This is a genomic window from Pseudomonas brassicacearum, from assembly GCF_918698105.1.
Classification (GTDB): Bacteria; Pseudomonadota; Gammaproteobacteria; order Pseudomonadales; family Pseudomonadaceae; genus Aquipseudomonas; species Aquipseudomonas brassicacearum_F.
On the sequence record NZ_CAKKMI010000057.1, the window covers coordinates 1 to 13,439 of the forward strand.

The window sequence follows — 13,439 nt, forward strand, 5'->3', positions numbered from 1 at the left end:
CGATGGCGGAGGGTCAGTCAACGTCGATGCTGACTGATCCGGCGCTATCGCGAGCAAGCTCGCTCCCACAGGGGGTATCGGTGTTCAGTGCTCACTGCACCGGCTCGCTGGTCGGCTTGGCAATGATCGCCTTCAACTCGCTGGTCATCGGGAATTCCAGGTTCAGGCCCTTGGGTGGGATCGGTTTCTGGAACCAGCGGTCGTAAATGTCGTTGATTTCCCCCGATTTGTACAAATCAGCCAGGGTCGCGTTGACCAGCGCCAGGAATTGAGGGTCGTCCTTGCGTACCATGCAGCTGTAGATTTCCCGCGATTGCTCTTGCCCCACCACCACCCATTTGTGCGGGTCGCGGGCCTTGGCCCGTTCGCCATAGAGCAGTGCATCGTCCATGTAGAACGCCGCCGCCCGGCCGGTCTCGAGCATCTGGAAGGATTCGCCGTGGTCCTTGGCGCTGATGATGAACATCTCGGCCTTGTTGTCCTGGTTGTAGCTTTTCAGGAAGCGCTCGTTGGTGGTGCCGGCGGTGGTCACCACGTTTTTGCCGCGCAGGTCGGCGAAGCTATGGATGCCGCTGTCCTTGGCCGTCAGCAACTGGCCCTTCACGTAGATGAAGCCGTAGGAAAACGCCACTTGCTTCTGCCGCTCGGCCGTCACCCCGGTAGAGCCGCACTCCAGGTCCACGGTGCCGTTCTGCACCAGTGGAATGCGGGTTTGCGACGTGACCAGGTTGTACTTCACGTTCAGTTGCGGCAACGCCAGTTGAGTCTTGATGCGCTCGACAATCTTGCCCGCCAGTTCCACCGAGTAACCCATCGGCTGGCCGCTGCTGTCACCGACGTAGGAAAACGGTACCGAAGCGTCGCGATAGCCCAGGGTAATGCTGCGGGTGCTGGCGATCTTGCCCAGTGTGCCGGTCGGGGGCGCTTCATTGGCTTGGGCCTGGACGCTTAACAACAGGCTCAGGGTGCAGCCGATCAACGTGATTTTTTGCATTGTTATTCTCCGTTGGGTGGGTCAGGCGGCGCGGGGCGTCAGGCCCTGCAAGTCGATGGAAGGCGTGTGCTGGCCGATCAGCTCGCTGAGCAAGCGAGCGCTGCCACACGCCAGGGTAAAGCCCAAGGCCCCATGGCCAAGGTTGAGCCACAGGTTACGGTAGCCGGTGGCGCCGATCAGCGGCACGCCGCTGGGGGTCGCCGGGCGCATGCCGGCCCATTCGACAGCGTGCGAGTAATCGCCACCCTGGGGGAAGGTTTCCAGGGCCTGGCGCTTGATCAGGGCCAGCCGTTTAGGGTCCGGTGTCGGATCGAAGCCGACGATGTCCACCATCGCCGCCACGCGCAGTTGTTCGCCGATGCGCGCGTAGACGACCTTGCGATCGTAGTCGGTGATGCTCAGCGCCGGTGCCCGATGCTGTGGGCCAATGGGCACGGTCAAGCTGTAGCCCTTGAGCGGATACAGCGGCATCCCCACGCCGGGTAATGCAAGCGCCGCGCTGCGGTGGCCGGCGGCGATCACCAGTTGCTCCACCGGCAGCCTCTGCCCGTCCAGCACAATGGCCTGCACTGCACCGTCGGCGTGTTCGATGCTGCTGACCGGGTGCCCCAACAGGAACTCGCAGCGCCCCGAAGCCCGCAAACGTGCCGCCAATTGCTGGCAGAAGGCATGGCAATCGGCGACCTCTTCACCCGGCGTGTAAATCCCGCCCACGTATGGCACGCCGGCCAGGGCTGGTTCCAGGTTCGCGCACTCGCTGGGGCCAAGCACCTGTTGGTGGGCACTGTCGAGCCCCCCCTGCCGCGCACGCTGCAAATGCCTCGCGTCGCGAAATGTCACCAGCTTGCCGTTGCGCCGCCAGTTGAAACCGTCGAGGCGGTCTTGCTCGCGCCAGTCCTGCAAAGTCGCCTGGCTCAACAGCGCCAGGCGTAACAGGTGGGCGCCGTTACGCCGGTTGACCGAGGTCCGGCAGGCGCCGATGAACGCGGCCATCCAGCGCCACTGCGCCGGGTCCAGGCGCGGTCGCAATTTGAGCGGCGAATCACCGCGCAGCATCCAGCCCAGCGCCTGCCAGGGCACCCCGGCGTCCGCCAGCGGGGTGACGTAGCGATAGGACAATTGGCCACCGTTGGCGAAACTGGTCTCGCTGCCCAAGGCCTCCCGGGCCTCCACCAAGGTCACGTCGACGCCGTCGCGCACCAGCGCATAAGCCGTCGCCAGCCCGACCACGCCCCCCCCGATGATGCAAACCCGCTGAGCCATGTCCGTCTCACATCCGTTTTCAGTGGCTTGAGGTTAGGGCCAGGTGACAGGCCTCGAACAATGAATAAAGATGGGCTTCCTATAAACAAAGGTTATGGGCTCGCCATGCGTCTTCGCCATATCGAGATCTTCCAGGCCATCCGCCAGACCGGTTCCATCAGCGGTGCGGCCCAACTGCTGCATGTTTCGCAACCGGCGGTGACCAAAGTGCTGCAGCATGCCGAGCAGCAATTGGGCTTTGCGTTGTTTCTGCGGGTACGCGGCAAGTTGCAGGCCACGCCTGAAGCGCTGGAGCTGGAACGCGAAGTCGATAAGGTCAGCGAGAGCCTGCAAGGTGTCCGGCGCCTTGCCCAGAGCCTGCGGCGCGAGCCGGGCCACAGCCTGCGGATCGGCGCGACACCGGCCCTGGCCCTGTCGCTGCTGCCGGCGGCGATTCATCAATGGACGCAGCGTTATCCGGACATTGCCTGCGAGTTGTCCAGCGCCCACAGCCGCGAACTGGTGCAGAACCTGTTGATGCGCGAAATCGACGTCGCCCTGACCCTGCAACCGCCCGATCATCCGGGGCTCAAGGCCCAGGCCCTGGCCAGCGGCGTGCTGGTGGCCCTGGCGCCGAGCGGGCATTGGACCGAAGCGCAGGTGGGCCAGCCGATGCCGTTGCAGGCGCTGGCCGGTGCACCGTTGATCGGCCTGTCCAGCGCCGACCCGCTCTCGGCCAAGCTGGACGGTTATCTCAAGGCCGTCGAACCGCCGCCGCGCATCAGCATCGCCGTACAGACGTATTCACTGGCCCGGGCCATGGTCGAGTCCGGTGCCGGGCTGGCGGTGATCGACCCGTTCACGGCCCTCGGTGCCTCGACCACCCGCACGGCCATTCGACCGTTGTCGCCACCGCTGCCCATTTCCCTGTATGCCGTGACCCGGGCCAACGAGGCGCCGGTGCACACCCTCGGCGCGTTGCTGGAGATTTTCGCCAGCCAGGCCCAGACGCAACTGGATCGCCTGTTCGCGGTGGCGGAACGTGGTTAGAGCACGTAGAACAGGATCGCCACGAAGTGCAGCAAACTACCGGCGATGACAAACAGGTGCCAGATGCCATGGGCGTGGCGCAACCGATGGTCGAGGGCGAAGAAGATAATGCCCACGGTGTACAACACGCCGCCCGAGGCCAGCCAGGCGAACCCGGTGCTGCCCAGGGCCGCCAGCAGCGGCTTGACCGCCACCAGCACGATCCAGCCCATCACCGCGTAGATGACGATCGACAGGACCCGCGCTTCGGAGCGCGGCTTGATCTCCTGCAGGATCCCGATCAGCGCCAGCCCCCAGACGATCCCGAACAAGGTCCAGCCCCACGGCCCGCGCAGGGTCACCAGGCAGAACGGCGTGTAGCTGCCGGCGATCAGCAGGTAGATCGAAAAGTGATCGACCTTCTGCATGATCGCTTTCTTGCGCCCGCGCACGCTGTGATAAACCGTCGAAGCGCTGTACAGCACCAGCAGGGTGAACCCGTAGATCGCCACGCTGACGATCTTCCACGGATCGCCCGCCATCCCGGCGATCACCAGCAACCACACCGCCCCGATAAAAGCCGCGACCGCCCCGACCAGGTGCGTCCAGGCGTTGAGTCGTTCCCCGTGATACATCCAGTCCCACCTCACATTCCAGAACAGACGCCAAGGCTCAGGCTTGGCGCGTCAAAGTGCAATGTTTTGCTTCAAGCCAGCCAAGTACGAACCTGTGGCAAAAGTCTTATCTGTGGCGAGGGAGCTTGCTCCCGCTTGACCGGGCTGGCGCTCCAGTGCGCAGCGCTCACAAGATTCTTGGGGCGGCTTCGCCACCCAGCGGGAGCAAGCTCCCTCGCCACAACAGCTCCCAAGCGACATAAATCGCGTCGCTGGGAAGACATGGGGCACAATCGGGCAATACGAATAAGAGCCCGCCCCATGCTGATCGACGAAGAATTGACCCTGAAGAAGCTCGAGGTGTTCCTGGCCTTCATGCGCACCGGCAACCTGGCGCGGGCGGCCGCCGAGTTGCAGACCAGCAATGTCAGCGTGCACCGGGCCATTCACTCGCTGGAGAGTGCCCTGCGTTGCCCGTTGTTCAAGCACGAAGGCCGCAATCTCACGCCGCTGGAAAGCGCTTATGTGCTGGAAGAGCGGGCGCAGAAGTTGATCCAGGACGTGGTCGAAAGCGTACGCCTGACCCGCGAAGCCGCCGGCTTCTCCGCCGAGCGCTTCAAGCTCGGCTCGCTGTATTCGTTGACGGTCAAGACCGTGCCGCAGTTGATCATGGGCCTGAAGATCCGCCGCAGCGAGCTCAATATCGACCTGATCCTGGGTTCGAACATCGACCTGTTGTACAAGCTCAAGAACATGGAGGTGGACGCGATCCTGATCTCCCTGGACGACAGCGTGAACGACCCGGACTGCGAGCATATCGAGCTGTTTTGCGACGACATCTTCCTCGCCACGCCGGCCGATTCTCCCTTTGCCCAACGCACCGAGGTCGATCTGGCCGAGGTGCGCGACGAGACGTTCATTACCCTGACCCAGGGTTTTGCCACCCATCAGGACGGTATCCGGGTGTTCAAGCAGGCGGGGTTCGAGCCGAAGGTGGCGATGCAGGTCAACGACATCTTCACCCTGCTGAGCATGGTCAGCTCCGGGGTGGGCTATGCGTTGCTGCCAGGACGAATTGCGGCGGTGTATGAAAACCGGGTGAAACTGATCCCGTTGCAGGAAAAGTACCGGTTGCAGCAGCGCATCGGCGTGGTGTTCCTGAAGGCCAAGGAGCGTGATCCGAATTTGCTGGCGCTGTTGGCTGAGTGTCGGATGTATGCCAATCGGCAGGCTTGAGACCGAGTCGCCCCCTTCGCGAGCAGGCTCGCTCCCACATTGGATCGGTGTTCACAAATCCCCTGTGGGAGCGAGCCTGCTCGCGATGAGGACAGCCCGTTCAGCGCAAATTCAAAGCCCTAGCCCATCAACCCGCGCATGATCAGAAACAACAACGAAGGCCCCAGCAAGCACCCCAGCGCCGTATAGAACGCCGCCGTCAGGCAGCCATACGGCACCAGCTTCGGATCGGTGGCCGCCAGCCCGCCGGCCACACCGCTGGAAGTACCCATCAAGCCACCGAAAATCACCGCACTGCGTGGATTATTCAGGCCGATCATCGGTGCCACGAACGGCGTCGCCACCATCACCAGGATCGCCTTGATCAACCCGGCGGCAATGGACAGCGCCATCACTTCGGAACTGGCGCCAATCGCCGCCCCGGTCACCGGCCCGACGATGTAGGTCACCGCCCCGGCGCCAATGGTGGTCAGGCTCACCGCATCGGTGTAACCGAAAGCCATCGCCACGCCCACGCCGGCAATGAACGACGTACCGACTCCGACAAACAGCGCCAGCACCCCGACGAAACCGGCGCGCTTGAGTTCTTCGACACTCACGCCAAACGCCGTGGCGACAATGGCAAAGTCACGCAGCATCGCACCGCCGAGCAAGCCGATCCCGGACAGCAGCGGAATGTCCACTACACCCTTCTGCCCGCCGGTCATTGCACCGCCAATGTAGGAGAGCACCAGCCCCAGGAGAATGGCGATGGCCGAGCCATGCAGCCGACCTCTGGTGAACGTGTCGCTGATCCAGTAGGACACCCACATGGTGATGCCGACAATGGCAAAACCGCTGATCAGGCCGTAGCCGGTGATGACTTTCATCATGGATTCGTACATGGCAATCACCCGACCGTCTTGACGGAAACATCGGCCTGAGGCCCTTTGTTGCCAATGCGCACCAGCACCGGCACCAACGCAAAGGCAATCACCACCGCCAGGGTTCCGGCCAGGATCGCCATCGGCCCGCCCTTGAGCGCGCCGTAGACGTTTTGCTGCGCCGCCATCGCGACCACGATGGGGATGTAGATCGCACTCCAGAATTCCACGCCCGCCTCGGATTTGCCCTTGAACAGGCCGCGCTTGCTCAGGTAACTGCCCAGCCCGATCAACAGCAACATCGCAATGCCGACGCCGCCGACGTTGGCCGGCACGCCGATCAACTTGCCCAGCAGCTCACCGATAAAAATACCCGCCAGGGTACAAAAGGCCAGAAATGCCACACCGTAGATAATCATTGTTGTAGTCCTCAAAGTGCATCGTCGAAGTTGTTGTTTTTGTGCTTCGCCAGCTTGAGTCGGTGGTTTAGGGTTGGCGGTTTCCCTCCTCACGCAACAGCGCCTGCAAGGTGTCGAGCCGGGCACCGTCGAAAGCCATGACAGTGCCCTGCTCGAATACCCGGCGCGCCAGGGCGGTCAGCACCGCACCGGGCGGTAGTTCGATCTGTAGTCGCACGCCGCGCTCGTAAGCGCTTTGCACGGTGCCGCGCCAATCCACCACGCGGCACATGTTGAGCGCCAGGTCGTCGCGCAAGGCCTCGGCGTTGATCACCAGTCGCGCGCGGCTACCGCTGAGATAACCCAAGGCCGGTGCTTTCAACGGCACGTCGGCAAATGCCTGGGCCAATGCCCGGGCCGGTGCTTGCAGCAACGGGCAATGGGACGGCACGCTCACCGCCAGCCGACAGGCCTTCCCGGCGCCCAGGCTTCGCGCTTGCCGGGCAACGATGTTCATGCCCTCGTTGCTGCCGGCGATGACCACCTGGTTATCCGCGTTGATGTTGGCCAGGTAGACCGGGGTGCGGTCGCTGTGCACCTGCGCCAGCAATGCTTCCACTGCCGCGAGGTCCAGGCCGATGATCGCGGTCATGCCATAGCCTTGCGGATACGCCCGCTGCATCAATTCGCCCCGCAGGCTGACCAGCCGCAAAGCATCCTCGAACCCCAGCGCCCCAGCCACCACCGCCGCTGGATAAGCACCGATGGACAGCCCCGCCACGTAGTCCGGCGCAGGCGCCTGTTCCAGCAGTTGACGGGACGCCGCCACGCCGGCGATCAACAAACACAGTTGAACCGCGCGGGTCGATTGCAAGGCCTCAGCGCTGTCCAACTGTAAGACGTCCTCACCAAGCACCTCACCCGCCTCGTCGAGGACTTGCGGCGCCAGGCCGTGGAGCATGCCCGCGCGCTGCGCACCCTGGCCGGGAAAGACAAAAAGACTGCTCACGCGACTTGCTCCAATGAAGGCTGCCAAGGGTCGCTCACCAGCCGTGCCTGGACATCATCCTTGAGCAACACCCGCCGCGACGAACCCGCCCACTCGCGCAAGGCGACGGCGCCGCAAGGTGTTTGCAATTGCAGGTCCACGGCGCACACCGAGGCATCCAGTTGCGCCAGCAATTCCCTGGCCTGGAGACGATCGAGAAAATGCGGCGCCCGCAGAATCAAGTCCAGGTCGCTGCGTTCATGCAGCGCCTCGACACCGGTGGCGAGCTCGAACCCGGCGCTGCCGCTGACGCCCCAGGCCCAGCCACTGGCATCGAGCAGCGGGCGCAAGCGGGACAGCGCTTGCAGGGCTGGCAAGTCGCGAGTCGACGCAACGTGGCAAAGCTCTTCTGGCCTGACGCGACGGGAGATCGCCGCGACCGCCATCGACGTTGCATAACGCTGCTCGCGCGAGCGCCCGCGCACGCCGACCGCGATTTGACCCGGCGCCGTCAGCGCGCGCCGAACCACCACCGGTTGACCGGCGGCAATCGATTCGACCACCCATGCCGGCGCACCCGCAGGCACCTGTTCCGGGGTCATCCCCCAGAGCAGGTCATGGGCCAGATACCTATTCACCACTGCGCTCTCAGCAGTTGGCGCACGGTGCTGGAAGCCGCGCGATGGGTCGCACCGAGGCGACTGCTCAAATCGCGAGGCGCAGCGGCCACATCGTTGATCGCCTGTTGCAGGCAATCCGTCACCCGGTCCAGATCCGCCGCCGTCGGTTGCTCGACCTGCTCCACCGACAAGGTTTCCCACAGCAGACCCAGGCTGGCAAAGCTGTCGATGTCATAGGCCATCGGTGGCACGCTGGCGGCCAAGGCCTCAAGCTCTTCGACACTGCGCAAAGTCACCCGCGCCGCCGAAGCCTTGCCCATGGCGTGGACCATCACCCCCGGGTCGCGCAAGGCAATCAGGCGATTGGCCTGGTAACCGTGGGCCAGGAACGCCCCCGACATAGCCTTGCCCACCAGCAAACCGATCACCGGATGCCCGGCCAGTCGCGCACGGGCATAGCTGTCCGCCGCACCGGCCAGGGCCTGATGAATGCCCAGGGCTTCTTCGCGCCGGCCGTAGGCCTGGCTCGGTACATCGACAATGGCGATCAGCGGACGCTTGTTGACGGCATCGCGGTCGGCGTCGATGGCATCATCCACCGCCTTGGCCAAACCCCAGCCTTCGAGCAAACCGACTTCGCCATTGCGAGCACGGGGAAAACGACTGTCGGGATCCGCCACCACCGCCAGCAGGCGCACGGTTTGCTCGCCCAGCCTGGCGTCAGCGACTTTCAACGAAGCCGGCAGGCCTTCCAGCGGTTTGGCGGCACCAGCCAAGGCTTCGAACCAGCGCAAACCTCTCAATGAATAGGCACTCATGGGCGTTCTCCCTGATACAGCTGGCGAACCGTGGCCGGTTCGATTTGCACTTTTGTGTCCAATCGGGCCAGGCGTTGCAGGAACAGCTCGGCCTGGCCGCTGCGGTGTTGCGCGGGAACGCCCAGGTGCAGCAACTGGCCGACCTGTTGACGGATCTGCGCCACATCATCGGCGACGTAACGGTCCACCAACCCACTGGCGAACCGTTGCTCGCCGCCGGTCAGGCTCCAGATGAACGGCCGGTCGCGGGAGTCGTATTCGTCGATCCCGGCCTCCTGTTCAATCACTTGCGGGCCGTTCAGGCCCAGCCGCGCTTCCTGGGTGACCAGCAGATAACTGCACAGCCCAGCGGCGATGGACATGCCACCAAAACAGCCGACGCTGCCGGCCACCACGCCGACCACCGGTTGGTATTGGCGCAGATCGACAATCGCCGAATGAATCTCGGCAATCGCCGCGAGCCCGAGGTTGGCCTCCTGCAACCGCACGCCGCCGGTTTCCAGCAGCAACACGGCGCGGGTCGGGATGCCGTTGCGGTTGTCCTCGGCGGCCAGTTCCAGCGCACCGGCAATCTTCGCCCCACCGACTTCGCCGAGGCTGCCGCCCTGAAAGGCGCCTTCGATGGCGGCGATCACCACGGGCAGGCCATCGAGCGTGCCCTTGGCGATCACCACGCCGTCGTCGCTTTGCGGCACCACGCCCTGGCGCAACAGCCACGGCGACATGACCCGCTGGAACGGGTCGAGCAGTTCGCGGAAAGTGCCGTCATCGAGCAAGGCCTTGGCCCGCTGCCGGGCACTGAGTTCGACGAAGCTGTGCTTGTTGAGCAACGCTGCACTGTCAGTCATGGCCGATCTCCTCGAAGCCTTGCTCCAGGCGCAAACGCACCACGCCGGGGGTAGCGCCGAAATCGTGGATGTCGATAGACAAGGCCGGCGGCGTCTGGCCGTCGAACATGCGGGCGAACAGGTGCTGCCAGCGTTGTTCACTGCCGTTGACCGAAGTCTGCACCTGGATGGTCAGCTTGCCCGCCAGACCCGGTTCGATCAGTACTTCCAGGTCGCCCGAGCCGACACAGCCCACCAGCGCCCGCCCCCGTGGCGGCTGCCCGGCGGGGAATTCAAAGGATAAGGTTTCCATCAGCACACTCCAGGGAAGAGGCCATCGCCGCGTTCGATGCGGTCGAGGAACAGGCAGGCGGCGAGCAGATCGGCAGCGCCGCCGGGCGAGGCGTTCAAGGCAATCAGTTGTTGGTCCAGCGCGTGCAATTGGCGACGACCGCCCAGGCTCGCACTGCCACCGGCATCGAGCACCGCCTTGGCGCCCTGTTGCATGGCCTGCAAACCCGGCTCGCCGGCGCGATAGAGCACGCAGGTGTCGGCCAGGGTAGTCATGATCGCCAGCAAGGCATCGAGCCGGGCGTTCTGCTCTCCAGCGCCCGCCGCGCGACTGTGCTTGAGCTGCGGCAGGCCCAGGCCAGTCACTGCGGGAAACGCCAGTTGCGCTTCCTCCCGGGCGCCGCGTACGCCGTAGCGTTGGGCTACCTGGGCACCGTGGCTCAAGGGTTGGGGCGCATAACGGTCGTTGAGCAAGGCCAGGCGGGCAGCGCGTAGAGCGACGGCGCTGGCGGCACTGGATTCAGGTTCCAGCGCCGTTGCAGCGACCAACAGGCCCAAGGCCCAGATCGCCCCGCGATGGGTATTCACCCCGCCGGTGGTGGCGAGCATCGCGGCTTCGCCTTCACGGCCGATGCGCCCGAGGGCTTCGCGCAGTGGCAAGCCGATCTCGCCACAGTCGAGGGCGGCTTCGGCCATTTCCTTGAATGCCGGCCACAGCGACAGCGCCGAAGCATGCATCAGGCCCAGGTGCAGGTCGGTATGGGCGCCATTGCCACGCCGGTCCACCAAGGCCGGTTTAGGTGACAGGTCGGCTTCGTCGATCAGCGCATCCACCGCCATATCCGCCAGGCGCTCGGCCACGGACAGTTTTTTCGGTTGCAGGTTGAAGGCGTGCATTTACCAGCTCCTGAACTTGGCGGGCGGGTTGTAGAGGCCACCGGACCACTCCACCAGGTCGGCCACGCTCTTGGCCGCGAGCAACTCGCGGGTGGCGTCGGTGCGGCGGATACCGAGGTCTTCGGGCAAGGCGATCAGCCCTTCGCGGCGCATGCGCGCGGTGTCTTTCGGATTGTGACGCAGGCCAATGGCCGTGACGCCGGCCACGGCCGCGATCATCGCCTGGCGCTCTTCCAGGGAGCGGGCCTTGTACAGGTAGGCGATGCCCTCTTCGGTCAGCAAATGGGTGACGTCGTCGCCGTAGATCATGATCGGCGCCAGGGGCATGCCGGCTTTCTTCGCCACGTCCACCGCATCAAGGGTTTCGACGAAGGTCGGTTTACCGCCCTCCTGGAACGTCTCGACCATCTGCACCACCAGCTTCTTGCCGCGTTCGAGCAACGGCGCCTCGACATCACCGTGGCGCATATCGAGCCAGGCCGGCGTACCGTGACGACGACCGCGCGGGTCGTGGCCCATGTTCGGCGCACCGCCGAAGCCGGCCAAGCGGCCACGGGTCACGGTGGAGGAATGGCCGTCGCCGTCCACTTGCAGGGTGGCGCCGATGAACAGGTCCACCGCGTACTGGCCAGCCAGTTGGCAGACCATGCGGTTGGAGCGCAGCGAGCCGTCGTGGCCGGTGAAGAACACGTCCGGCCGGGCGGCGATGTAGTTTTCCATGCCCAGCTCGGTGCCAAAGCAATGCACGCTTTCCACCCAGCCGCTTTCGATGGCTGGGATCAGGGTCGGGTGCGGATTGAGGGTCCAATTGCGGCAGATCTTGCCCTTCAGGCCGAGGGATTCGCCGTAGGTCGGCAGGATCAACTCGATGGCGGCGGTGTTGAAACCGATGCCGTGATTGAGGGACTGGACGTTGTGCTTTTCGTAAATCCCACGGATCGCCATCATCGCCATCAGCACATGCACGGGCTTGATGTGGCGCGGGTCGCGGGTGAACAGCGGTTCGATGTAGAACGGCTTGTCGGCCACCACCACGAAATCCACCCAGGACGCCGGGATGTCGACTCGCGGCAGGTCGCTGACGTCATCCACCAACTGGTTGACCTGGACAATGACGATGCCGTCACTGAAGGCCGCCGGCTCGATCAACGCCGGCGTGTCTTCGGTGCTGGGGCCGGTGTAGATATTGCCGGCACGGTCGGCCATGAAACCGGCCGAGAGCACCACATTGGGAATCAGGTCCACCACCAGCCGGGCATAGAGTTCGATGTAGGTGTGGATCGCGCCGATTTCCAACAGGCCATCTTCCAGCAACTGGCTGATGCGCAGGCTCTGGGTGCCGGCGAAGGAGAAATCGAGCTTGCGGGCGATGCCGCGCTCGAACAGGTCCAGGTGCTCGGACCGCCCGACGCTGGGCATGATCATGTGCACATCGTGCAACTTCGAAGGGTCGACTTTCGCCAGGGAGCGCGAGAGAAAATCCGCCTGCTTCTGGTTATTACCCTCCAGCACCACACGGTCGCCGGGCAGGATCAACGCCTCCAGCGCCGCGACGATCTTGTCGGTGGGCAGCACCACACCGTCGGCAAGCCCCTTCACCAGCCCGAGACGCCGCTGCTTTTCGCTGCGCCGCCGCGTCCAGCGCGAGTCGGGGGATATTGTTGTTGTCATGACCACTCCACGGGTTCGCTGTCGTGGGGGTCACATTAGGAGTGTTGTGGCGGGGGCATCAATCAAGCTCGACGGCGGATCGTTACGGTTGGAGTAACGGTTGACCGCCATCCTTGTGGGAGCGAGCTTTATCGCGATAGCGGAGTGTCAGGCAACATCAATGCTGACTGTTCTGCCGCCATCGCGAGCAAGGGGCCATGGGTGCCTCCGAAATTCTCGAAGCAATCCTCTGGTCTGTTCCCCCAGTGCGCAACCGTCAGTCGGATTGCGGCTTCAACCTGTCAAGCCTGACAGTAGCCAATCCACCCATATCAGGGCCGAATATGCTTCGCCGCGAACTTCAATGTCCGGTTCCCTCGGGCAGGGACAAAGGCGCTGTGACTGGAGAACAACATGAAGCACGACCAAGACAAGTATGGGCACGACTTTCAAGATGGAAAAAGGAACGGCTGGGAAAATGACGTTGGCTCCCCGGATGGGATACTCAAGTCGGAGGAGGACGGAGGCCGCAAGAATACGTTCTGGTCCGGTAAGCTGGAATGTAAGAAGCTGGAATACCGCCCCCCACACACGTTTCAGCCGTCTCTCGCCAAGATGTTTACCTTGCCGGGCCCAAAGCAGGAGAGAGGCTCTCTTTTCACATCCTTCAAATACCGCCTTCACCCACTGGAGGAGGGGGAAGCGACAACGATCAGAGTCGTAGTGACTGGGAACGTATCGCTGGGCTTTAGCGCCTTTTGGATAGCCCCGGGCGCTCCAACCGGTACGTGGCTCCAAAGTGATCCAATTGGGGTTCGCTACTCGGGTACCAGGGCCCATGTCCTGATCGGTGCGGATTATGGGGAGCCCGGTGTGTCCCGTAAGCTGGACATCGATGACATCAAGGTTGAGCGGGTTCCCGATAAATAGACATTCACGACAGGTCGCCTGGCTTTGGAGGTTTTTACCCAG

Annotated in this window: 15 protein-coding genes; 3 read left to right on the forward strand and 12 right to left on the reverse strand. The window is 63.7% G+C overall.

The window, feature by feature from the left end; translation table 11 throughout:
* Positions 1-91 precede the first annotated feature (91 nt).
* Both LQ215_RS20580 and LQ215_RS20585 read right to left on the reverse strand, forming a co-directional pair.
* Positions 92-994, reverse strand: a complete 903-nt coding sequence (locus LQ215_RS20580) for a transporter substrate-binding domain-containing protein (RefSeq protein ID WP_230152343.1) — start codon at positions 992-994, stop codon at positions 92-94.
* A gap of 21 nt (positions 995-1,015) precedes the next feature.
* Entirely contained in the window at positions 1,016-2,257 is a 1,242-nt protein-coding gene (locus LQ215_RS20585; RefSeq protein WP_230152344.1) for a D-amino acid dehydrogenase, read from the reverse strand.
* 105 nt (positions 2,258-2,362) lie between these two features.
* Between LQ215_RS20585 and LQ215_RS20590 the strand changes: the two genes are divergently transcribed.
* Entirely contained in the window at positions 2,363-3,286 is a 924-nt protein-coding gene (locus LQ215_RS20590; RefSeq protein WP_230152345.1) for a LysR family transcriptional regulator, read from the forward strand.
* Here LQ215_RS20590 and trhA read toward each other — a convergent pair.
* The gene (gene trhA, locus LQ215_RS20595; RefSeq protein ID WP_230152346.1) at positions 3,283-3,900 is read right to left on the reverse strand and encodes a PAQR family membrane homeostasis protein TrhA; all 618 of its coding nucleotides are present in this window, start codon (positions 3,898-3,900) and stop codon (positions 3,283-3,285) included. The two genes, LQ215_RS20590 and trhA, sit on opposite strands and share 4 nt — an antisense overlap.
* A gap of 300 nt (positions 3,901-4,200) precedes the next feature.
* Here trhA and LQ215_RS20600 point away from each other — a divergent pair, with 300 nt between their 5' ends.
* A complete protein-coding gene (locus LQ215_RS20600) occupies positions 4,201-5,115 on the forward strand; it encodes a LysR family transcriptional regulator (protein ID WP_230152347.1) in 915 nt (304 codons plus the stop codon).
* A gap of 119 nt (positions 5,116-5,234) precedes the next feature.
* Here LQ215_RS20600 and madM read toward each other — a convergent pair whose 3' ends face one another.
* The 9 genes from madM to mdcA all read right to left on the reverse strand — a co-directional run bounded on the left by madM (position 5,235) and on the right by mdcA (position 12,488).
* Complete coding sequence (madM, locus tag LQ215_RS20605) at positions 5,235-5,999, reverse strand: malonate transporter subunit MadM (protein ID WP_230152348.1); 765 nt, start codon at positions 5,997-5,999, stop codon at positions 5,235-5,237.
* A gap of 5 nt (positions 6,000-6,004) precedes the next feature.
* On the reverse strand, positions 6,005-6,397 hold the full coding sequence (gene madL / locus LQ215_RS20610) for a malonate transporter subunit MadL (protein ID WP_230152349.1): 393 nt from the start codon (positions 6,395-6,397) through the stop codon (positions 6,005-6,007).
* A gap of 67 nt (positions 6,398-6,464) precedes the next feature.
* Positions 6,465-7,385 (reverse strand): malonate decarboxylase subunit epsilon, encoded by a 921-nt coding sequence (gene mdcH, locus LQ215_RS20615; RefSeq protein ID WP_230152350.1) that lies wholly within the window; start codon positions 7,383-7,385, stop codon positions 6,465-6,467.
* The gene (locus LQ215_RS20620) at positions 7,382-8,005 is read right to left on the reverse strand and encodes a malonate decarboxylase holo-ACP synthase (protein WP_290369154.1); all 624 of its coding nucleotides are present in this window, start codon (positions 8,003-8,005) and stop codon (positions 7,382-7,384) included. Before LQ215_RS20620 ends, mdcH begins: the two co-directional genes overlap by 4 nt.
* A complete protein-coding gene (gene mdcE, locus LQ215_RS20625) occupies positions 7,999-8,802 on the reverse strand; it encodes a biotin-independent malonate decarboxylase subunit gamma (protein WP_230152352.1) in 804 nt (267 codons plus the stop codon). The genes LQ215_RS20620 and mdcE overlap by 7 nt, the downstream gene beginning before the upstream one ends.
* Complete coding sequence (locus LQ215_RS20630) at positions 8,799-9,650, reverse strand: biotin-independent malonate decarboxylase subunit beta (protein WP_230152353.1); 852 nt, start codon at positions 9,648-9,650, stop codon at positions 8,799-8,801. Before LQ215_RS20630 ends, mdcE begins: the two co-directional genes overlap by 4 nt.
* Positions 9,643-9,942, reverse strand: coding sequence for a malonate decarboxylase subunit delta (locus LQ215_RS20635; protein ID WP_003206454.1), 300 nt, complete (start codon positions 9,940-9,942; stop codon positions 9,643-9,645). Before LQ215_RS20635 ends, LQ215_RS20630 begins: the two co-directional genes overlap by 8 nt.
* Positions 9,942-10,817: a triphosphoribosyl-dephospho-CoA synthase gene (locus LQ215_RS20640; RefSeq protein ID WP_230152354.1), complete on the reverse strand. Its 876-nt coding sequence runs from the start codon at positions 10,815-10,817 to the stop codon at positions 9,942-9,944. The genes LQ215_RS20635 and LQ215_RS20640 overlap by 1 nt, the downstream gene beginning before the upstream one ends.
* Positions 10,818-12,488: a malonate decarboxylase subunit alpha gene (mdcA, locus tag LQ215_RS20645; protein WP_230152355.1), complete on the reverse strand. Its 1,671-nt coding sequence runs from the start codon at positions 12,486-12,488 to the stop codon at positions 10,818-10,820.
* 393 nt (positions 12,489-12,881) lie between these two features.
* Here mdcA and LQ215_RS20650 point away from each other — a divergent pair, with 393 nt between their 5' ends.
* Positions 12,882-13,397 carry a hypothetical protein gene (locus tag LQ215_RS20650; protein ID WP_230152356.1) on the forward strand — a complete coding sequence of 172 codons (516 nt, stop codon included), beginning with the start codon at positions 12,882-12,884 and terminating at the stop codon, positions 13,395-13,397.
* The last annotated feature ends 42 nt before the right edge of the window (positions 13,398-13,439 follow it).